This is a genomic window from Pseudoxanthomonas sp. Root65 (assembly GCF_001427635.1).
Classification (GTDB): Bacteria; Pseudomonadota; Gammaproteobacteria; order Xanthomonadales; family Xanthomonadaceae; genus Pseudoxanthomonas_A.
In genome coordinates, this window is record NZ_LMHA01000001.1 from 957501 (window position 1) to 975861 (window position 18361).

An 18361-nucleotide genomic window follows, 5' to 3' on the forward strand; every position below is an offset into this window, starting at 1 on the left:
CAAACCCGGCCTTCACGCGCAGGGGGCGGCCCAGCTTCAGGCGGGCTTCCAGGTCGTCGGGCTTGAGGATTTCGTCGGCACCACGGCCGATCAGGGCGAGAGCTTCTGCGGAGGACACGGGATAGCGGTTCCAGTAGGGGCGACCAGGTGAAGGCCAAGTCAGTGACGTGAAGTTACCGTTAAAAGAAGGTAAACAGTGATACCAATCAAAAAAGCTATTTGACTCAATGGTTTGACGCGAAGTCTTCGCGTGTCTATGGTACGCCGATTGGGGCTTTGCCTTGGCCCCGGGGTGCAACCTTGATGCAAACTCATGGGGGCGGCAACAGCCGCAAGCAACTGTTCCGCGAGCGCCTGGGCGTGCTCCGCGATAGCGCCGTGAAGCGTCATCTCCCCGAAGGGCGATGGACGCGCCGCCACTGGATCCATGCCAGCCTGTTCACCACCATCGGCGTGCTGATGGCGACCATCGTGCCCGGCTTCTCCAGTGCCATCCAGGCGCCGGTGTCCGAGCCGCGCAATACCCTGCTGCTGGATCTGCCCGAACTGTCCGCCGCGCGCCAGGCCGGCATCGCCGGCGACAGTTGGCAGGTCGTCCGGGTGAAGCCGGGGCAGACGATGGGCGCGATCTTCGAGGAGCTGGGCATTCCGGCCGCCACCCTGCACCGCATCCTGGAGAACGGCGACGCGAAGAAGGCGCTGACGCGCCTGAAGCCCGGCACCGAGATCGCCTTCGACCTGCCCGTCACCGGCGGCCTGCGCACCCTGCGCTACGACCGCGACCCCAGTCATCGCGTCGAACTGGTGGTGGGCGCCGACAAGATCACCGAGCGCGTGATCGCGCGCGAGACCACCACCCGTACCGTGGTGCTGAGTGGCAAGGTGGGGCGTTCACTCAACCGCTCTGCACGAAAAGCCGGCCTGACGTCCGCCAACATCAACTCGATGACGGACGAAATCTTCAAGTACGACATCGACTTCAACTCCGACCTGGGCCCGGAAGACCGGTTCAGCGTGGTGGTCGAGCAGACCTGGCGCGAGGGCGAGCTGATCAGCACCGGTCCGGTGCAGGCCGCCACCTTCACCGTCGACGGCAAGCTGCATTCAGGCTTCCGCTTCACCCGCCCGGGTGGCAAGCCGGAGTACTTCACCGCCGCCGGCCGGCCGCTGAAGAAGAACTTCATCCGCATGCCGATCGCGTACGCGCGGATGAGCTCCAAGTTCGGCGCGCGCCGCCACCCCGTGCTGGGCACGATGCGCATGCACAAGGGCGTGGACTACGCCGCGTCGACGGGCACGCCGATCATGGCCGCCGGCGATGGCCGCGTGCAGTTCGCCGGCTGGCAGGGGGGTTACGGCCGCACCGTGATCATCGACCACGGCCGTGGCCACACCACCCTTTACGCGCACATGTCGCGCATGGGCAAGATCAAACAGGGCCAGCGCGTGGCGCAGGGCACGGTGATCGGTTATGTCGGCACCACCGGCCTGTCGACCGGCCCGCATCTGCACTACGAATTCCGCATCAACGGCGTGCACCGCAACCCGCTGTCGGTGACGATGCCGCCGCCGGAACCGCTGGCCGGCGCACAGCTGGCGGCGTACCGCACCTATACGGCGAACGCGCTGGCGCGCATCCGCACGGTGGAAGACATCATCTATGCCGATGTCGGTCCGGCCGACGACGCCAAGCCGACCACCGTCGCCGCGGCCAAGCCCACCACCGGCAAGAAGGGCGGCAAGGGCTGACCTTCGCCATGCATGGCGGGAAGCGCAGAAAGGCGGGACACTGTCCCGCCTTTCTCTTTGCCTGACGATCCCGCATGACCGACGTTGCCGATGCGACCGCTTCCGAGCTTTACCTGGGCCTGATGTCCGGCACCAGCGCCGACGGCATCGATGCCGCACTGGTGCGCTTCGAAGGCGAAGGCCGTGCCCTGCGCTGCGAGCTGGTGCATGGCCGCACCTTCGGCTGGGACGCGGAACTGCGCGCGCACCTGGTTGCCCTGGGCCAGGGCGCGGACACGGTGTCGCTGGATACGCTGGGCGCGCTGGACGGGCGCATCGCGCTGGCGTTCGCCGAGGCGGCGCTGTCCCTGCTGCAGGAAGCCGGCGTGCCGCGCGGTCGCGTCCGTGCGATCGGCTCGCACGGGCAGACGGTCCGCCACCGTCCGCACGCCGATCCTCCGTTCACCTGGCAGCTCGGCGACGGCAATGTCATCGCCGAGCGGTGCGGGATCGCCACCGTGGCCGACTTCCGTCGCCGCGACGTCGCCGCAGGCGGCCAGGGCGCACCACTGATGCCGGCCTTCCATGCCGCGTTGCTGGGATCGCCGAACGAGGATCGCGCGGCGCTCAATCTGGGCGGCATTGCCAATTTCACCCTGCTGCCGGTTGCCGGGACTGTCCGCGGCTTCGACACCGGACCGGCCAACGCCTTGATGGATGCCTGGTGCGAACGCCACACCGGACGCGCCTACGATGCCGGTGGCGCCTTCGCTGCCAGCGGACAGGTGAACCCCACGCTGCTCGCCCGCCTGCTGGCCGATCCCTGGTTCGCGCTGCCGCCGCCGAAAAGCACGGGGCGCGAACACTTCCACCTGGATTGGCTGCGGGCACGCATGGACGACGCCGCCCTGGCGCCGGCCGACGTGCAGGCCACGTTGCTGGAGCTCACCGCGCGCACCGTCGCCGACGCCCTGCAGATGACGCAGCCCGACACGCGCCGCGTGCTGGTCTGCGGCGGCGGCGTGCGCAATCCGGTGCTGATGGCGCGCCTGGCGGCCTACCTCCCGCAGGCGGTGGTCGAGTCCACCGCCGCGCACGGCCTGGACCCGGACTACGTGGAAGCGATGGGCTTCGCGTGGCTGGCGCGGGAAACGCTGGCGGGACGTCCGGGCAACCTGCCCGCCGTCACCGGCGCGTCGGGACGCCGCGTGCTGGGCACGGTGTATCCGGCCTAGAAGCCCTTGCCGGGCGGGACGTCCTTCAGGGCGCTGATGGCCTCGGCGAGCGCGTTGACTTCGCGGTCATCGAAGCCGCCGCGGACTTCGGCTTCGCACACGAACAGGCCCTGCTCGAGCAGGTTGAAGATGGTGTCGTGGATCGGCCAACCGCGTGCCTGCGAGACCCGGCGTATGCGCTCGGCGAGGATCGGGTCCACGTCCTTCAGCACGATATCGGTCATCCCACACTCCCCCCGTCAGCCCTGCGGGAAACTGTAGCGCAGTCGCTCAGGCGCGCGTATCGGTCGACGCAGGCGCGTCGACCCCCGTCGCCGCCTCGTGCCCGCTACCGAACCGGATGCGCGGCGCCAGCCAGAAGAACAGGCCCACCGCCGGCACCGCGACCAGCGCGGTGATCCAGAAATACACGCCGTACCCGGTCTGTTCCACGATGCCGCCCGACACCGCCCCCAGCAACTTGCCGGGCAGCATCACCAGCGACGAGAACAGGGCGTACTGGGTGGCCGTGAACCGCTGGTTGACCAGCGCCGACAGGAACGCCACCAGCGTCGTGCCCTGGAAACCCTGGGCGAGGTTCTCGCCGGAAATCACCAGCGTCAGTTTCCACACATCGCCGTCGGCGCCGATCAACCACACGTACAGCAGGTTGCTGATCGCGCCCAGCACGATGCCCGCCAGCAGCGGCCACTTCACGCCCCAGCGCGCGATCGCGATACCGGCGATGAACACGCCCACCAGGCCGACCCAGACGCCCCATATCTTCGATACCGCGCCGATCTCGGTTTTGGTGAATCCCTGGCTGAGGTAGAACGGCGCCATGATGCCGCCGCCCAGCGACTGGTCGGAGATCTTGGCGAGCAGGATGAACGCCAGCAGCGCCAGCGCCAGCGCGCCGCCGAACCGGCGGAAGAAGTCGACGAAGGGTTCCACCACGCCTTCCTGCAGGCCGGCGCGCCAGGTGGTCATGCGTATCCGCACGATGTCCGGCTCGCGGGACAGCAGCACCGCCACCACCGGGATCAGCATGAAGGCGGCCATCGCCTGGTACACCATCGGCCACGACACCACGTCGGCCAGCATCAGCGCCAACGCGCCGGTGATGATCAACGCGATGCGGTAGCCCAGCGAATACGTGGCCAGCAGCGCGCCCTGAGATTCCTGCGGCGCGATCTCGATGCGGTAAGCGTCCACGGCGATGTCCAGCGTGGCGCCGGCGAAGGCCGTCAGCAGCGTGACCCAGATGAAGGGCGCCAGCACACCCGGCGTCAGGTGCGCCATCGACAGCAGGCCGCCGATCACGACCACCAGCGCCAGCAGCAGCCAGCCACGCCGTTGCCCCAGTCGCCCCAGCAGCGGCAGCCGCCAGCGGTCCACCACCGGCGCCCACAGGAACTTGAGCGTGTAGGTCAGGCCGGCACTGGCGATGAGGGTGATGTTCTTCAGTTCCAGTCCGTTCTCGGTCAGCCAGTACGCCAGCGTGCCGGCCACCAGCAGGAACGGCATGCCGGAGGCGAAGCCGAAGAAGAACATCGTCCATGCCGAGGGCTGCGCGAACGCGCGCCAGACCGAGGGTTTGCCCGGGGCTGCGCTGGCGGACGTCGTCATCAGGTGTAGTCCACCGTGAAGGGGGCGTGGTCGGAGAAGCGCTGCTCACGGTAGATCGAGCAGGCCTTGAGGCGGTCGCGCAGCGACGGCGTGACGAACTGGTAGTCGATCCGCCACCCCACGTTGTTGGCGCGCGCGGCGCCACGGTTGCTCCACCACGTGTAGTCCTGCCCTTCCGGATGCAGCACGCGGTAGGCGTCGACCCAGCCGCCGTCGTCCACGCACAGCCCGTTCAACCAGTCGCGCTCCGGCGGCAGGCAGCCGGAGTTCTTCTGGTTGCTGGTCCAGTTCTTGATGTCCAGCCGGCTGCGCACGATGTTCCAGTCACCGCACAGCACGTAGTGACGACCGCTGCGGCGCCATTCGTCCAGTACCGGCGCCAGCCAGTCCATGACCTTGAACTTGAATCCCTGGCGCTCGTCGCCGGACGAACCGGACGGGATGTAGAACGACACCACGCTCAGGTCGCCGAAGCGCGCCTCGATGTAGCGGCCTTCGTCGTCGAACTCCGGCCAGCCCAGCGCGGTGCGTACCTCGTCGGGCTCGCGCCGGGCGTAGATCGCCACGCCGCTGTAGCCCTTCTTAGTGGTGGCGTCGCGGAACCAGGCCTTGTAGCCAGCGGGCAGGAATTCGGGGCCAGCCAGCTGATGTTCCTGCGCCTTGGTCTCCTGCACGCACAGCACGTCGGCGTCCTGCGCGGTGAACCAGTCGAAGAAGCCCTTGGTGGCCGCCGAGCGCAGGCCGTTGGCGTTGAAGCTGATGATGCGCATGGGGCGGGAAATGGGAATGGAGAATGGGGAGAGCGTACCGCAGTGGGACCGAAGGGCGCTCGACCGGCTATGCTTTTGCCCGTTCCCCATTCTCCATTCCCGATTCCCGCCTCATGTCCGACCACCACGCCCGCTTCCTCCAGCTCGCACTGCATGCGCAGGCCCTGCGCTTCGGCCAGTTCACGCTGAAATCGGGGCGGCAGAGTCCGTATTTCTTCAACGCCGGCCGCTTCGACAGCGGCGCGCGGCTGGCGGGGCTGGCGGCCTGCTATGCCGACGCAGTGGACGCCGCGGGGCTGCAGTTCGACCTGCTGTTCGGTCCGGCCTACAAGGGCATCCCGCTGGCGACCGCGCTGGCCTGCGAGTTCGCCCGCCGTGGCCGCGACCTGCCGGTGGCGTTCAACCGCAAGGAAGCCAAGGACCACGGCGAGGGCGGCCTGCTGATCGGCGCGCCGCTGGAGGACCGCCGCGTGCTGATCGTCGACGACGTGATCACCGCCGGCACTGCCATCCGCGAAGCGCTGGGCCTGATCCGCGCCGGTGGCGGCACGCCGGCCGGGATCGTGGTCGCGCTCGACCGGCAGGAAGTGCTGGGCGAACCGGGCACGACCGGCGTGCGCCGCTCGGCCGCGCAGTCGGTCGCCGACGAGACCGGCGTGCCGGTGGTGGCCGTGGCCAACCTGCACGACCTGCTTGCATTTGCCGGCGAAAGCGCCGACCTTGTCCATCATCGCGACGACCTGCTGGCCTATCGGGCCCGCTACGGCAGCGCGACCCAGGACTGACCGCAGTTGGGGACTGCCATGACCGTCCGTACTTCCTACATGCTGGCCGCCCTGCTCGTGGCCGCGCCGCTGGCGCATGCCCAGGGCAACAAGGGTGCCGCACCGGCCAACAAGAAACTCTTCTGCTGGGAAGAGAAGGGCCAGCGCGTCTGCAGCGATGCGCTGCCGGCCGATGCTGTCAACGTCGCCCGCGACGAGATCAGCGCCGCCAGCGGCATGCGCACCGGCGGGGTGGATCGCGCCCTGACCGACGAAGAACGCGCGCAGGCTGCCATCGCGGCCCAGCAGCAGCTGATCGACGCCGCGGCCGCCGACATGCGCCGCCGCACCGACGCCGCGATGCTGCTCTCGTACCGCAGCGAAGAAGAACTCAGCCGCGTCTTCAACGAACGCACGGCCATCGTCGACAACAACGTCCGCACCGCCAGCTACAACGCCATCAGCCTGCGCGACGGCCTCATCACCCTGCTGCAGACTGCCGGCGACCGCGAACTGGCGGGCCAGCCGGTACCGAAGGAGATGGCCGCGTCCATCCAGCAGCGCCACGCGGAACTGGTGCGCACGCGCCGGCTGCAGCAGAGTTTCGAGAAGCAGCGCGCGGAGCTGGACGTGGAGATCGCCGACATCATGCAGCGCTTCCGGGCCATGCGGGGCGTCACGCCCGAACAGGCGGAGGACGCCGCCCTGAAGTCCGCGCCGACAACCCCCGCGCCCGCCCCCGCCCCCGCCCCCGCCCGCAGGTAGGCCACCCGCGCCGGACGCGCGCCTCGCCAGACATGACAACGCCGGGCATTGCCCGGCGTTGTCTTGGTAGCCTGACACCCGCGGACGGTCAGAACGTCATCTTCAACTCCGGCGCCAGCGCCTGCAGCCGCGTGCGGAACTCGGTCTTGATCCGCTCCAGCGCCGCCTTGTCGTCGGCCTCGAAGCGCAGCACCAGGATCGGTGTGGTGTTGGACGCACGCACCAGGCCCCAGCCGTCGTCCCAGTCCGCACGCAGGCCATCGATCGTGGACAGGCGCGCGCCCTCGAACTCGGCGCCCTCGACGAAACGCTCGACGATGGCGTGCGGCGTGCCGTCCACCACGTCGACCTTGATCTCCGGCGTGGACACGCCGTCCGGCAGTTCGGCCAGCACCTCGGAGGGCGTCTCGGTGCGGTTGGCCAGGATCTCCAGCAGGCGGGCGGCCGCGTACAGGCCGTCGTCGAATCCGTACCAGCGTTCCTGGAAGAAGAAGTGCCCGCTCATCTCGCCGGCCAGCTCGGCGCCGGTTTCGCGCATCTTGGCCTTGATCAGCGAATGCCCTGTCTTCCACATCATCGGTGTGCCGCCGTGGCGCAGCACCCAGCCCTGCATCTTGCCGGTGCATTTGACGTCGTAGATGATCAGCGCGCCCGGGTTGCGCTCCAGCACGTCGGCGGCGAACAGCATCAGCAGGCGGTCGGGGAAGATGATCGCGCCTTCCTTGGTCACCACACCCAGGCGGTCGCCGTCGCCGTCGAAGGCCAGGCCGATGTCGGCGTCGAAGCGCTTCACCGTCTGGATCAGGTCTTCCAGGTTGTGCGGCTCGCTGGGATCCGGATGGTGGTTCGGGAAGGTGCCGTCCACTTCGCAGTACAGCGGGATCACGTCGGCACCGATCGCCTCCAGCAGCTGCGGCGCGATGTCGCCGGCCACGCCGTTGCCGGCATCCACCACGATCTTCAGCGGACGCTCCAGCTGCACGTCGTCGGCGATGCGCTGGATGTAGTCGGCGGCGATGTCGCGCTGCTGCAGGTCGCCCGGCACGCCCGCCACGTACAGGCGGTTGTCGCGGATGCGCTCGTACAGGTCGGTGATGGCATCGCCCGACAGCGTCTGCCCGCCCACCACGATCTTGAAACCGTTGTAGTCCGGCGGGTTGTGGCTGCCGGTCACCGCGACGCAGCTGCCGGCGCGCAGGTGGTAGGCGCCGAAGTAGGCTACCGGCGTGGGCGCCAGGCCGATGTCGATGACATTGCGGCCGGCCTTGCGCAGGCCTTCGATCAGGCCGCCGGCCAGGTCCGGGCCGGACAGGCGGCCATCGCGACCGACGACGATGTCGGCCAGGTCCTCGTCGCGCATCACCGAGCCGATGGCCAGGCCGATCAGTTCGGCGACCTCGATGCTCAGCGACTTCCCGACGATGCCGCGGATGTCGTAGGCGCGGAAGATGCCCGGATCCACCTCGACCGTGTTGCCTTCGGACGGCCGGTAGGCCTCGCTGCCGTCGCCCTCGTCGGCCATCGGCGGACGCGCGCCGGGGGCGGGCGGCGGATCGCGCAGCAGCGCTTCGCCGAGGGTCGGTTCATCCATGTCCCCCATCTCTGCTCCCTTGTTGCCAAATCGTCCCATCCGCAGACCACCGCGTGCGGCCAGCACGGCCGCGATCGCCAGCGCCGCCAGCAACGCCGCCACCACCAGGGCCGGGATCGCGCCCAGGCCGAGCGGACCCGACTCGCTGTCCGGCGCGGCGGTCGCCACGCGCAGGCCGGTCTTGCCGACCGCGTGGGCCATGCGCTCGGCGCCGTCTTCCAGCCGGGTATCACCGCGCTGCTGGATCGAATAGCCGCCCTGGCGCAGCGCCAGGTAGCCGCCGGCGGGCATGGCCACGCCATCGAATCCCTCGGTCAGTCGCGCCAGCGGCACGCTGACGTACAGCACGCCCTGCGGCACGGCGGCCGCCATGCCGAACACGGTGCGGTCGCCTTCCTTCACCACGCGGGCGGCCACGGCCTCGCCCTGCATGCCGGCTTCCAGCAAGGCCAGCCGGCTGTAGCCGAAGGTCGCGGCGGCGTCGTACGCCGCGGTCAACGTGCCGTCCAGGATCTCGACCTGGCCCACGCCGGCCCAGCCCTCGCGGACCGCCGCCACGGCCGCGGGAATGTCGTTCGCGGCCAGCGCCGCCTTGACCGGCGCCGAGGCCAGGCGCTGTTCCAGCTGCCGGACCTGGGCCGCGTGGCTGGCCTGCACGGCCTGCACCGCCTGGTCGCGCGCGCGCTCGACGTCTTCCAGCAGGCCGGCATCGCGCCACTGGCGGACACCGCTCCAGGCCAGCAGGCCCGCCAGCAGGCCAAGCAGCACCGCCAGTTTCGGCAACGCGCCACGCAGGTCGCCCACGGGAATCCGCATGCGGTTCTCGCTCGTCGTGTTCATCGGTTTGTCCCCTGTCACCGCACGCCGGTGTGGCCGAAGCCACCCGTCCCCCGTGCGCTGTCGGCGAAAGTATCCACCACTTGCAGGCTCACGCGCACGACCGGCAGCACCATGACCTGGGCGATACGGTCGCCGGGCTGGATGGTGAAGCTCTCGTGTCCCCGGTTCCACACACTGATCAACAGCGGCCCCTGGTAGTCGGCATCGATCAGGCCGGTGCCGTTGCCCAGCACAATGCCGTGGCGGTGGCCCAGGCCGGAGCGCGGCAGCACCACCGCGCACAGCTGCGGGTCGCCCAGGTGCAGGGCGATGCCGCTGGGTACCAGCGCCGCGTCGCCCGGTTCCAGCACCAGCGGGGCATCCAGCGCCGCGCGCAGGTCCATGCCGGCGCTGGCCTCGGTGGCATAGGCCGGCAGCGGCCATGCGTCGCCGAAGCGGGGATCCAGCAGCTTCACTTCCACCTTGCGCTCTGCGCTCATGCGTTCAGTCGCTCCACGATCAGGTCCATCAGGTCGTCGGCAAGCTGCGTCTTCGGTGCGGAGGCGAAACTGCGCTCGCCCTCCTTCCAGTAGGCGGTCATCGCGTTCTGGTCGCTCTCGAACCCGCCATCGGCGACGCCCACCCGGTTGGCCACGATCATGTCCAGGCGCTTGGCGTCCAGCTTCTTGCGGGCGTACTCGGCCACGTTGTTGGTTTCGGCCGCGAAGCCGACCACCAGCTTCAGCGCCTGCGTCTGCGCGGCCACCTCGGCGAGGATGTCGGGCGTACGCACCAGGTCCAGCGCCAGCGATTCGCTGGATTTCTTGATCTTGTTGGCGGCGGGCTCGCGCGGCGTGTAATCGGCCACGGCGGCGGCGCCGATGTAGAGGTCGGCCGGCAGCGCGGCGAACACGGCCGCGTGCATCTGCGCCGCCGATCGCACGTCCACGCGGGTCACGCCCGCCGGGGTGGGCAGGTGCACGGGACCGGCCACTAGGGTGACACTGGCGCCCCGCCGGGCGGCACTGGCGGCGACCGCGAAGCCCATCTTGCCGCTGCTGCGGTTGCCCAGGTAGCGCACCGGATCCAGGTCTTCGTAGGTCGGGCCGGCACTGACCACCACCTTCAGGCCGGCCAAGTCCTGCGGCACCGACGATGCCGTCGCCGCCCGGCCCGACACCGCGGCGACGATCTCGGCCGGCTCGGCCAGGCGGCCCGGGCCGGATTCGCCCTCGGCCAGCGGTCCGTCGTTCGGGCCGACCACCTGCACGTCACGGCCACGCAACGTGGCCACGTTGGCCTGGGTGGCCGGGTGCTGCCACATGCGGTGGTTCATCGCGGGCGCGACGGTGATCGGCGCGGTGGTCGCCAGGCACAGGGTGGTCACCAGATCGTCGGCCAGGCCATGCGCCAGCCGCGCGATCAGGTCGGCGGTCGCCGGCGCGACGATCACGCGGTCGGCCCAGCGCGCCAGTTCGATATGGCCCATCGCCTGCTCGGCGGCGCTGTCCCACAAGGTGGTGCGCGTGGGCTGACCCGACAGGGCCTGGAAGCTCAACGGGGTGACGAACTGCTGCGCGCCCGCGGTCATGGCCACCTGCACCTCGGCCCCCGCATCGCGCAGCCGGCGCACCAGTTCCAGCGCCTTGTAGGCGGCAATCCCGCCTCCCACGCACAGCAGCAGGCGTTGCCCCGCCAGACCCTGCGTCTTGTCCGATCCACTCACGTCGGGCCATTCCTACGTCGATACAGGCGATTAGCTTACCCGAACGCCCCCCGACGCCCGATGCCGTCCGGCTCACGCTTTGCACACGCTGTGTCCATGCACATACGCGACTGGCCCCAGGACGAACGCCCCCGTGAAAAGCTGCTGGCCCGCGGTTCGGCGAGCCTCAGCGACGCCGAGCTGCTGGCCCTCTTCCTCGGCTCCGGCCTGCGCGGGCGCGACGCCGTCGCCACGGCCCGCGAACTGCTCGCCCACCACGGCCCGCTGCGCGCCCTGCTCGAGCGCCCGCCGGCCGAACTGACCGCCCTGCCCGGGCTGGGTCCAGCCCGCGCCTGCGTGCTGGCCGCGGCGCTGGAACTGGGCACCCGCCTGCTGCACGCGTCGCTGGCGCGCGGCGACGCCATCGGCGATCCGGACGCGGCCGGCCGCTACTTCGCCCAACGCCTGCGTGGCCGCCCGCACGAGGTCTTCGCCGCGCTGTTCCTCGACACCCGGCATCGCGTGCTGGCGTTCGAGGAACTGTTCCAGGGCTCGGTGGACAGCGCCGAGGTCCACCCCCGAGAAGTGGCGCGGCGCGCCCTGGCGATGAATGCCACGGCGCTGATCGTGGGCCACAACCATCCCTCGGGCTGCGCGGAGCCCTCGGCCGCCGACCGCGCGGTCACCCAGCGCCTGAAGCAGGCGCTGGCGCTGGTGGACGTGCGCCTGCTGGACCATTTCGTCATCGGCGACGGACCGCCGCAGTCGATGGCGGCGCGCGGCTGGGTCTGATGCTTCCGTCGCGATGCCGGGCTGAACCGTGCCGATCCCACGCAGGGACTGGGAAAACCTAGAATAGGCGGTTCCCACGCAACACGACGGTCTTCCGTGAAAGCTTCCCTCCGCGCCTTGATCGCCCAGGGCATCGACGCCCTGCGCTCCGCCGGCACGCTGCCGGCCGATACCGCCACGCCGGATTTCGTGGTCGAGCGCCCCAAGACCCGCGAACACGGCGACTTCGCCACCAATGCCGCCATGCTGCTGGCCAAGGCCGCGCGCAGCAATCCGCGCGCCATCGCCACCGCGCTGGTTGCCGCGCTGCCCGCCAGCGACGACGTGGCCAAGGTCGAGATCGCCGGCCCCGGCTTCATCAACTTCCACCTCAGCCCCGGCGCGTATCAGCGCGAAGTGACCACGGCCCTGGCGCAGGGCGCCGCATACGGCCGCAACGACAGCGGCGCTGGCCGCACCGTGGGCGTGGAGTACGTCTCGGCCAACCCGACCGGCCCTCTGCACGTCGGCCACGGCCGCGCCGGCGTGATCGGCGACTGCATCGCGCGCGTGCTGGCCGCCAACGGCTGGGACGCCAAGCGCGAGTTCTACTACAACGACGCCGGCGTGCAGATCGACAACCTGGCCAGGTCCACCCAGGCGCGTGCGCTCGGCCTGACCCCGGACAGCGAAGGCTGGCCGGAAGACGGCTACCGCGGCGACTACATTGCCGACGTGGCGCAGGCCTATCTCAACGGCGATTCGGTCGACGTGGAAGGCCACGTGGTGACCGGTGCGAAGGATCCGCAGGACCTCGATGCGATCCGCCGCTTCGCCGTGGCCTATCTGCGCCGCGAACAGAACCTGGACCTGGCCGCGTTTGGCGTGTCGTTCGACCGCTACTTCCTGGAGAGCTCGCTGTACGCCGACCAGAAGGTCGAGGAAACCGTCCGCAAGCTGGTCGCCTCGGGCCACACCTACGAGGAAGGCGGCGCGCTGTGGCTGAGGTCGACCGACTTCGGTGACGACAAGGATCGGGTGATGCGCAAGTCCGACGGCAGCTACACCTATTTCGTGCCGGACGTGGCGTACCACCTCAGCAAGTGGCAGCGCGGCTACCAGCGCGCCATTACCGAGCTGGGCGCGGACCACCACGGCTCGCTGGCCCGCGTGCGGGCCGGCCTGCAGGCGCTGGGCGAAGGCATTCCGCCGGGCTATCCGGAATACGTGCTGCACCAGATGGTCACGGTGATGCGCGGCGGCGAGGAAGTGAAACTGTCCAAGCGTGCCGGCAGTTACCTGACCCTGCGCGACCTGATCGAAGAAGCGGGCGCCGACGCCACGCGCTGGTTCCTGATCGCGCGCAAGCCGGATTCGCAACTGACCTTCGACATCGACCTGGCGCGCGAGCAGAGCAAGGACAATCCGGTGTTCTACGTGCAGTACGCGCATGCGCGCGTCTGCAGCCTGCTGCGCCGCGTGGAAGAGAAGGGCCTGGCCGCCTACGACCAGGCGGCGGGCATCGCCGCGTTGCGGGCGCTCACCGATGAAGGCTCGCTCACACTGATGGTGGAACTGTCGCGCTATCCGGAAGTGGTCGAAGCCGCCGGCGTTTCGCTGGAGCCGCACGCCATCGCGCAATACCTGCGCGAACTGGCCTATGCTTTCCAGGCGTGGTACGACGGCGAACCGATCCTCGTCGACGATGCCGCCGAGCGCAATGCGCGCCTGGCGCTGGCACTGGCCGTCCGCCAGGCGCTGGCGAACGGACTGGACCTGTTGGGCGTCAGCGCGCCCGAAAAGATGTGAGCGGAGAGCAGTAGATGGCAGCAAGGCGCGGCAAGAACCAGGCCACCCGTAATTCCGGCCATGCGACCCCGGCATGGGTATGGCTGATCCTCGGCCTGCTGATCGGGTTGGCGGTGTATTTCATCGTGCCCGGCTTCGGCAAGAAGGACGGCGACGGCTTCTTCCGTCCGCAGCCCAACCCCGATGCGCAACCGGCCCCGATCGACAGCGCCGATGTCGAGTCGGTCGTGCCCGATGCGCCTGCCGGTGACACCCCCGCCACCGCCACCACGACGGACGAATCCGTCGCGAAGGAAACCCAGTACGACTTCTACACCCTGCTGCCCGGCAAGGAAGTGCAGATGTCCGACGCGGAACTGGCCGCCAGCGCACGCGAGGAAGATGCCCGCAAGGCACGTGCCGCGCTGAACGGCCAAGCGACCACGCCGGTCGCCGCGACGCCGGCCGACGCCGCCGTTGCCCAGCCGACGCCGATCGACGAAGCCGCCCCCGCACGCGCGACCGAACCATCGCGCGCGGCCGACACGGCCACGGCACCCCGGCCGGCCACCACCGTCGCCAGCGCCGACACCGGCGCGCGCTACATCCTGCAGGCCGGCGCCTTCGGTGCGTCCGGCGATGCCGAGGCCACCAAGGCCAAAATCGCCATGCTCGGCCTCAGCGCCCGCGTGGAATCCGCGCAAATCAACGGCAAGACCGTCTATCGCGTGCGCATGGGGCCGTACGGCACCGCCAGCGAACTGGCCGAAGCGAAGCAGAAGCTCGCCAGCGGCGGACTGCCGGCGATGGCGGTGAAGGCGCAGTGAGTCCGGCGCGGCCGACGTTGCAGCGCCTGGTGATGGCGACCGCCGTCGCCATGGTCGCGCTGCTGGCGGCGTCATGGCTGGTCGGCCGCGTGTTGCCGGCCGGCTGGCAGGACCTGGTGCAGACGCGCTGGGGTTACCTCGCCCCGATCAGCTACGTCGTGACGACGCTCTGCATGGGTCTGGGAGGCGCGCTGGCCGGGTACCGTTTTATGGTCGTGGCCATCGGCCTGACCCTGGCGATGTGGATCGCCACACTGTCGGTGCTGGCGGGCGTCGCCGGCGCGGCCTCGGACGTCGCCTATCCGCTCGCCTTCCTGTTGCGCACCAACGTGCTGAGCGCCGTGCTGTCGCTGCTTGCCGCCGCGCTCGGCGCGTGGCTGGGCGCCCTGTGGTACCAGCGCCGCGTCGCGCGCCGCTGATCGCGACCTGCTTCCCTTCCCCCCAAGGAATCCGCATGACCCGCACCGCCCTCATCACCGGCGCCACCTCCGGCTTCGGTGCCGCTGCCGTTCGCCGGTTTGCCGACGCGGGCTGGCGCGTCGTCGCCACCGGCCGTCGCGCCGATCGCCTGCAGGCGCTGGTGGATGAGCTGGGCGCCGACAAGGTGCACGCGGCCGCCTTCGACATCCGTGACGAAGCCGCGATGGACGCCGCGCTCGCCGCCCTGCCGGCGGATTTCCGCGGCATCGACCTGCTGGTGAACAACGCCGGCCTCGCGCAGGGCACGCTGCCGGCGCAGCGCGCGCTGTTGTCGGACTGGCGCACGATGATCGATACCAACATCACCGCGCTGGTCACGCTGACGCATCGCCTGCTGCCGCTGCTGGTGGAACGCAAGGGCGCCATCATCAACATCAGCTCGGTCGCCGGCGTGTACCCGTATCCCGGCGGCAACGCCTACGGCGGCAGCAAGGCCTTCGTCAGTCAGTTCTCGCTGGGCCTGCGCAGCGACCTGCACGGCACCGGCGTGCGCGTGACCACCATCGAACCCGGCATGGCCGAAACCGAATTCACCCTGGTCCGCACGCATGGCGACCAGGCCGCGTCCGAGAAGCTCTACACCGGCGCCAACCCGATGACCGCCGACGACATCGCCGAATCCATCTTCTACGTCGCCACCCTGCCGCCGCACCTCAACGTCAACCGGCTGGAGATCATGCCGGTGTCGCAGTCGTTTGCGGGGTTCCAGGTGGCACGCGACTGAGTCGCCACGCGCACCCGCCAAGCGCGTCAGCGCTGCTTGGCCGGCTTGGGCGGGGGCGGTTGGAATGCGTCCGTCCAGAAACGACGGTTAGCGTCCGGCAGCTCAACGGGCAGCGCAGTACCGTCTGACAGATGGCGCCGTATTGATCGCAGCAATTGTCCTTCACGCCGATCCGCGGCGGCGCTCTCGGCGTACTGGTACTTCAAGTCGATCACCGACCGACCTTGCACCAGCAGGTCCAGTTCTGGCCCAGACTCTCGTGTGGCCGCCAGGAAGTAGTGCCCGGTATCGAGACGGATGGCATCGCAGCCGTCGGTACTGAAACGCACGCTGCGAAACTTGCTCGCATCTCCCTTCAATGACGACACGACCCTGATGCGTCCGTGGATCCACTCCATGTACGCCGAGGAGCCTAGCTGAGTTCGCCTGACCTCTGTGGACTCGAGCCGGAAGATAAAAATGGTGCGAGCATCGCTGACGTGCTGTCGAAACGGCGTCCAGCCAGGTTCTTGGCACGCTTTCGCAAGCGCGGGGAACAGCAGCAGAGCCAGAGCAGCAATACCCAGCGTTCCGCGCATCCTTACCCCCTCACTAATCTCAGCCCAGCGGCTCATCCGACAGGTAGGTGTAGCCGGTCAGGCCCGCTTCCAGCGCATCGGCCAGCAGTTGCGATTCCGCTGCCGGCAAGCCGGCTTCCTCCACCCGCTGGCGATACACCGCGCGCAGGTCGTCCAGCTTGTAGCCTACGTAGTCGAGCATCACGTCGGTGGTGTCGCCGCGGCGCTGCTGGGTGAGCAGGTAACCGTTGGCGGCGTCGGCGCTGACTTCCACCGCGTCGGTGTCGCCGAACAGGTTATGGATGTCGCCGAGGATTTCCTGGTAGGCACCGACCAGGAAGATGCCCAGCCGGTAGCTCTCGCCCGGCTTCAGCGCATGCAGCGGCAGCGAGGAATCCAGGCCCTCGTTCTCGACGTAGGTCTTGACCATGCCATCCGAGTCGCAGGTCATGTCGGCGATGATGCCGCGGCGCGCCGGCGCTTCGTCCAGGCGGTCGATCGGGACGATCGGGAACACCTGGTCGATCGCCCAGACGTCGGGGATCGACTCGAACACGCTGAAGTTGACGAAGTACTTGTCGACCAGGCGCTCGTTGAGTTCGTCCAGCAGGTCGCGGTGGCTGCGCTCATCGCTGCTCAGGCGTGCACGCACGGCATGCGCGATGGCGTAGAACAGGTCGTCGATACGCGCTCGGTGGACCAGGTCGATCTGGCCCAACGCGTACAGCGACAGGCCTTCGCTGTGGTGGTGCTGGGCCTCGTGGAACAGCTCCACCGCCGGACGCGTATCGAGCTCGGCATGGATCTCGCGCAGGTGGCGGATCACGGACGGCTCGTCGTCGTGCGGCGGCGGCACGCGGCCTTCCGGTGCCTGCTCGACTTCCGACACGTTGACCACCAGCACGGCGTGGTGCGCGGTCATCGCACGGCCGCATTCGGTGACGATGCGCGGCGGCGTGAGGCCGTTCTGCTCGCAGGCCTCGGCAAGCGGCTGCACGATGTTGCTGGCGTACTGACCGATGCCGTAGTTGATCGAGCAATAGCTGCGCGACCGCGTGCCTTCGTAATCGATGCCCAGGCCGCCACCGACGTCGACATGGCTGATGGTCGCGCCCAGCTTCGACAGTTCGACGAAGTAACGCGTCGCCTCGCGCATGCCGTTGGCGATGTCGCGCACGTTGGAAATCTGCGACCCCATGTGGAAATGCAGCAGGCCCAGCGTGTCCTGCAGGCCGGCGTCGCGCAGCTGCTTCCACAAATCCAGCACCTGACGCGGGGACAGGCCGAACTTGGCCTTATCGCCGCCGCTGTTCTGCCACTTGCCGGCGCCCAGCGTGGCCAGGCGCATGCGCACGCCCAAGCCAGGCTTCACGCCCAGTGCGCGCGACTCCTCGATGACCAGCGCCAGTTCGGACGGCTTCTCGATGACGATGAAGGTCTGCAAGCCCAGCTTGCGGCCGATCAGCGCCAGGCGGATGTATTCGCGGTCCTTGTAGCCATTGCAGACGATCAGACCGCCCGGGCGCGACAGCGCCAGCACGGCCATCAGCTCGGGCTTGCTGCCGGCTTCCAGGCCAAAGCCTTCGCCCGAATGCGAGGCCAGCGTGCCGGCCACGCCGCGATGCTGGTTGACCTTGATCGGATACACCGCCGTGTAGCCGCCCTGGTACTCCCAGTCGGCCTGCGCCTGCGCGAACGCCGCCTGCAGCTTGCCCAGGCGGTCGCCGAGGATGTCCGGGAAGCGCACCAGCAGCGGCAGCTGCGCACCCTGCGCACGTGCGGCGTCGACCACCTCCGGCAGCGGGATCAGCGGCCCCTGCGCGCCCTTGGGCGACACCACGATGCGGCCGGCGGCGTCCACGTCGAAATACCCTTCGGCCCAATGCGGGACGGAGTAGGTCTTGCGGGCGTGGTCGGTGGACCAGAGGGGGCTGGAAGTCATGGCTGTTCGCTGGGCTGGCGCGTGGCGACGCGGTCGTCGATACCGCAGCGGAGGGTCCACGGCGGCGCGGACGCGCATTCTACAGGCTGCGGTCACATGGGTCCGTTACAATGCGCGCCCGCTATACACCCCCTCCTCCGCTTGCGGAGGAGGGTCGGGGTGGGGGCAATCGAAGCACGTCGCGCCTGTCGATGCAGCATGCGTGAGGCCAGCGATCCGTTCGCCCCCATCCCAACCTTCCCCCGCAGGCGGGGGAAGGGGCCGCTCCCTTCATCCGAGGAATCACC

At 69.2% G+C, this 18361-nt stretch carries 18 protein-coding genes (1 of these 18 running past the window's edge); 9 read left to right on the top strand and 9 right to left on the bottom strand.

Going from position 1 to position 18361, the window contains the following annotated elements:
• Nucleotides 1-118: the 5' end (the start) of a tyrosine--tRNA ligase gene (tyrS, locus tag ASD77_RS04185; RefSeq protein ID WP_055937728.1), read on the bottom strand. Its footprint begins 1091 nt before the window's first position; only the first 118 of its 1209 coding nucleotides appear in the window; the start codon lies at nt 116-118; the stop codon falls past the left edge of the window.
• 185 nt (nt 119-303) lie between these two features.
• Between tyrS and ASD77_RS04190 the strand changes: the two genes are divergently transcribed.
• The gene (locus tag ASD77_RS04190; protein ID WP_055937731.1) at nt 304-1749 is read left to right on the top strand and encodes a M23 family metallopeptidase; all 1446 of its coding nucleotides are present in this window, start codon (nt 304-306) and stop codon (nt 1747-1749) included.
• 74 nt (nt 1750-1823) lie between these two features.
• The gene (locus tag ASD77_RS04195) at nt 1824-2963 is read left to right on the top strand and encodes an anhydro-N-acetylmuramic acid kinase (RefSeq protein ID WP_055937734.1); all 1140 of its coding nucleotides are present in this window, start codon (nt 1824-1826) and stop codon (nt 2961-2963) included.
• Here the strand turns inward: ASD77_RS04195 and ASD77_RS04200 are convergent.
• From ASD77_RS04200 to ASD77_RS04210, 3 genes are read right to left on the bottom strand one after another with little or no spacing between them, the layout of a single operon-like run.
• Entirely contained in the window at nt 2960-3187 is a 228-nt protein-coding gene (locus tag ASD77_RS04200; protein WP_055937736.1) for a hypothetical protein, read from the bottom strand. The genes ASD77_RS04195 and ASD77_RS04200 overlap by 4 nt on opposite strands.
• Before the next feature lie 46 nt (nt 3188-3233).
• Complete coding sequence (locus tag ASD77_RS04205; protein WP_055937739.1) at nt 3234-4571, bottom strand: MFS transporter; 1338 nt, start codon at nt 4569-4571, stop codon at nt 3234-3236.
• Entirely contained in the window at nt 4571-5341 is a 771-nt protein-coding gene (locus ASD77_RS04210) for an exodeoxyribonuclease III (protein ID WP_055937743.1), read from the bottom strand. The genes ASD77_RS04205 and ASD77_RS04210 overlap by 1 nt, the downstream gene beginning before the upstream one ends.
• 113 nt (nt 5342-5454) lie before the next feature.
• On the opposite strand from ASD77_RS04210, the gene pyrE reads away from it, so the two are divergent.
• Entirely contained in the window at nt 5455-6126 is a 672-nt protein-coding gene (pyrE, locus tag ASD77_RS04215; protein ID WP_055937746.1) for an orotate phosphoribosyltransferase, read from the top strand.
• 18 nt (nt 6127-6144) lie between these two features.
• Nucleotides 6145-6870: a hypothetical protein gene (locus ASD77_RS04220; protein WP_156383463.1), complete on the top strand. Its 726-nt coding sequence runs from the start codon at nt 6145-6147 to the stop codon at nt 6868-6870.
• An 88-nt stretch (nt 6871-6958) separates the two neighbouring features.
• Here the strand turns inward: ASD77_RS04220 and ASD77_RS04225 are convergent, their stop codons facing one another.
• Genes ASD77_RS04225 through coaBC form a run of 3 tightly spaced genes read right to left on the bottom strand, consistent with a single transcriptional unit; the run spans nt 6959 to nt 11006 of the window.
• Entirely contained in the window at nt 6959-9301 is a 2343-nt protein-coding gene (locus ASD77_RS04225; RefSeq protein ID WP_082563116.1) for a phosphomannomutase/phosphoglucomutase, read from the bottom strand.
• A 14-nt stretch (nt 9302-9315) separates the two neighbouring features.
• On the bottom strand, nt 9316-9780 hold the full coding sequence (dut, locus tag ASD77_RS04230; protein WP_055937751.1) for a dUTP diphosphatase: 465 nt from the start codon (nt 9778-9780) through the stop codon (nt 9316-9318).
• On the bottom strand, nt 9777-11006 hold the full coding sequence (coaBC, locus tag ASD77_RS04235) for a bifunctional phosphopantothenoylcysteine decarboxylase/phosphopantothenate--cysteine ligase CoaBC (protein ID WP_055937755.1): 1230 nt from the start codon (nt 11004-11006) through the stop codon (nt 9777-9779). Before coaBC ends, dut begins: the two co-directional genes overlap by 4 nt.
• A gap of 96 nt (nt 11007-11102) precedes the next feature.
• On the opposite strand from coaBC, the gene radC reads away from it, so the two are divergent.
• The 5 genes from radC (at nt 11103) to ASD77_RS04260 (ending at nt 15575) form a co-directional block, all read left to right on the top strand.
• Complete coding sequence (gene radC, locus ASD77_RS04240; RefSeq protein ID WP_055937758.1) at nt 11103-11777, top strand: DNA repair protein RadC; 675 nt, start codon at nt 11103-11105, stop codon at nt 11775-11777.
• 96 nt (nt 11778-11873) lie between these two features.
• Nucleotides 11874-13565: an arginine--tRNA ligase gene (argS, locus tag ASD77_RS04245; protein ID WP_055937763.1), complete on the top strand. Its 1692-nt coding sequence runs from the start codon at nt 11874-11876 to the stop codon at nt 13563-13565.
• Nucleotides 13566-13579: 14 nt separating this feature from the next.
• The gene (locus tag ASD77_RS04250; RefSeq protein WP_055937767.1) at nt 13580-14371 is read left to right on the top strand and encodes an SPOR domain-containing protein; all 792 of its coding nucleotides are present in this window, start codon (nt 13580-13582) and stop codon (nt 14369-14371) included.
• Nucleotides 14368-14790, top strand: coding sequence for a hypothetical protein (locus ASD77_RS04255; RefSeq protein ID WP_055937769.1), 423 nt, complete (start codon nt 14368-14370; stop codon nt 14788-14790). The genes ASD77_RS04250 and ASD77_RS04255 overlap by 4 nt, the downstream gene beginning before the upstream one ends.
• A 35-nt stretch (nt 14791-14825) precedes the next feature.
• The gene (locus ASD77_RS04260) at nt 14826-15575 is read left to right on the top strand and encodes an SDR family NAD(P)-dependent oxidoreductase (protein ID WP_055937772.1); all 750 of its coding nucleotides are present in this window, start codon (nt 14826-14828) and stop codon (nt 15573-15575) included.
• A gap of 26 nt (nt 15576-15601) precedes the next feature.
• On the opposite strand, the gene ASD77_RS04265 is transcribed toward ASD77_RS04260, so the two are convergent.
• Both ASD77_RS04265 and speA read right to left on the bottom strand, forming a co-directional pair.
• On the bottom strand, nt 15602-16153 hold the full coding sequence (locus ASD77_RS04265; RefSeq protein WP_156383464.1) for a hypothetical protein: 552 nt from the start codon (nt 16151-16153) through the stop codon (nt 15602-15604).
• Nucleotides 16154-16172: 19 nt separating this feature from the next.
• A complete protein-coding gene (gene speA, locus ASD77_RS04270) occupies nt 16173-18074 on the bottom strand; it encodes an arginine decarboxylase (RefSeq protein ID WP_055937780.1) in 1902 nt (633 codons plus the stop codon).
• Nucleotides 18075-18361 lie beyond the last annotated feature (287 nt).

What these genes read in the sequence shown, in the direction of transcription:
- ASD77_RS04190 (WP_055937731.1), top strand. Translation starts at nt 304, where the DNA reads ATGCAAACTCATGGGGGCGGCAACAGCCGCAAGCAACTGTTCCGCGAG.
- ASD77_RS04195 (WP_055937734.1), top strand. Translation starts at nt 1,824, where the DNA reads ATGACCGACGTTGCCGATGCGACCGCTTCCGAGCTTTACCTGGGCCTG.
- ASD77_RS04200 (WP_055937736.1), bottom strand. Translation starts at nt 3,187, where the DNA reads ATGACCGATATCGTGCTGAAGGACGTGGACCCGATCCTCGCCGAGCGC.
- ASD77_RS04205 (WP_055937739.1), bottom strand. Translation starts at nt 4,571, where the DNA reads ATGACGACGTCCGCCAGCGCAGCCCCGGGCAAACCCTCGGTCTGGCGC.
- ASD77_RS04210 (WP_055937743.1), bottom strand. Translation starts at nt 5,341, where the DNA reads ATGCGCATCATCAGCTTCAACGCCAACGGCCTGCGCTCGGCGGCCACC.
- pyrE (WP_055937746.1), top strand. Translation starts at nt 5,455, where the DNA reads ATGTCCGACCACCACGCCCGCTTCCTCCAGCTCGCACTGCATGCGCAG.
- ASD77_RS04220 (WP_156383463.1), top strand. Translation starts at nt 6,145, where the DNA reads ATGACCGTCCGTACTTCCTACATGCTGGCCGCCCTGCTCGTGGCCGCG.
- ASD77_RS04225 (WP_082563116.1), bottom strand. Translation starts at nt 9,301, where the DNA reads ATGAACACGACGAGCGAGAACCGCATGCGGATTCCCGTGGGCGACCTG.
- dut (WP_055937751.1), bottom strand. Translation starts at nt 9,780, where the DNA reads ATGAGCGCAGAGCGCAAGGTGGAAGTGAAGCTGCTGGATCCCCGCTTC.
- radC (WP_055937758.1), top strand. Translation starts at nt 11,103, where the DNA reads ATGCACATACGCGACTGGCCCCAGGACGAACGCCCCCGTGAAAAGCTG.
- ASD77_RS04250 (WP_055937767.1), top strand. Translation starts at nt 13,580, where the DNA reads ATGGCAGCAAGGCGCGGCAAGAACCAGGCCACCCGTAATTCCGGCCAT.
- ASD77_RS04260 (WP_055937772.1), top strand. Translation starts at nt 14,826, where the DNA reads ATGACCCGCACCGCCCTCATCACCGGCGCCACCTCCGGCTTCGGTGCC.
- ASD77_RS04265 (WP_156383464.1), bottom strand. Translation starts at nt 16,153, where the DNA reads ATGCGCGGAACGCTGGGTATTGCTGCTCTGGCTCTGCTGCTGTTCCCC.
- speA (WP_055937780.1), bottom strand. Translation starts at nt 18,074, where the DNA reads ATGACTTCCAGCCCCCTCTGGTCCACCGACCACGCCCGCAAGACCTAC.